This window comes from Mycobacterium asiaticum, assembly GCF_001673635.1.
Classification (GTDB): Bacteria; Actinomycetota; Actinomycetes; order Mycobacteriales; family Mycobacteriaceae; genus Mycobacterium; species Mycobacterium asiaticum_C.
In genome coordinates, this window is sequence record NZ_LZMH01000081.1 from 1 (window position 1) to 769 (window position 769).

The following is a 769-nucleotide window of genomic DNA, read 5'->3' on the forward strand; positions in this document are numbered from 1 at the left end:
CATGCTGATCGTTTTGGACAATTGCGAGCACCTGCTGGATGCCTGCGCCACCCTTCTCGCGACTCTCTTGGCTGGGGCCCCGCGCCTGACCGTTTTGGCAACCAGCAGGGAGCCGGTCAATATTCCCGGTGAGGCGACGTGGCAGGTGCCGTCGTTGTCGCTGGCCGATGAGGCGGTGGAACTGTTCGCCGAACGTGCCCGGCTGGCCAGACCAGAATTCACGGTCACCGCCGACAACAGCGCACAGGTGGCCGAGATCTGCCGTCGTCTGGACGGCATGCCCTTGGCGATTGAACTCGCCGCCGCGCGGGTGCGGGCGTTATCGCTGACCGAGATCGTCGACAGTCTGCATGACCGCTTCCGATTACTGACCGGCGGTTCCCGTACCGCGGTGCGTCGCCAGCAGACACTGCGGGCCTCGGTGGACTGGTCGCACGCACTGCTCACCGAGACCGAGCGCGTCCTGTTCCGCCGGCTGGCCGTTTTCTATAGCGGATTCGACCTTCCCGCAGCACAATTCGTGTGCGGTGGAGATGTGATCGAGCGGTATCAAGTGCTGGATCAACTCACCCTTCTCGTCGACAAATCCCTCGTCGTCGCCGACAACAGCAGCGGTCACACCCGGTACCGACTGCTGGAAACCGTGCGCCAGTACGCATTAGAGAAACTCAGCGAATCCGGTGAAGCCGACACGGTGCGGTCCCGCCATTGCGACCACTACACCGCGATCGCCGCCCGGCTCGACGCCCCGGCCCGGACCGACTACGAG

The 769-nt window shown here is 64.2% G+C and carries 1 protein-coding gene; it reads left to right on the forward strand.

Features of this window, described 5'->3' with window-relative positions:
* A partial coding sequence (locus A5645_RS28255) for an ATP-binding protein (RefSeq protein WP_436405523.1) occupies window positions 1-769 on the forward strand: 769 nt, incomplete at both ends.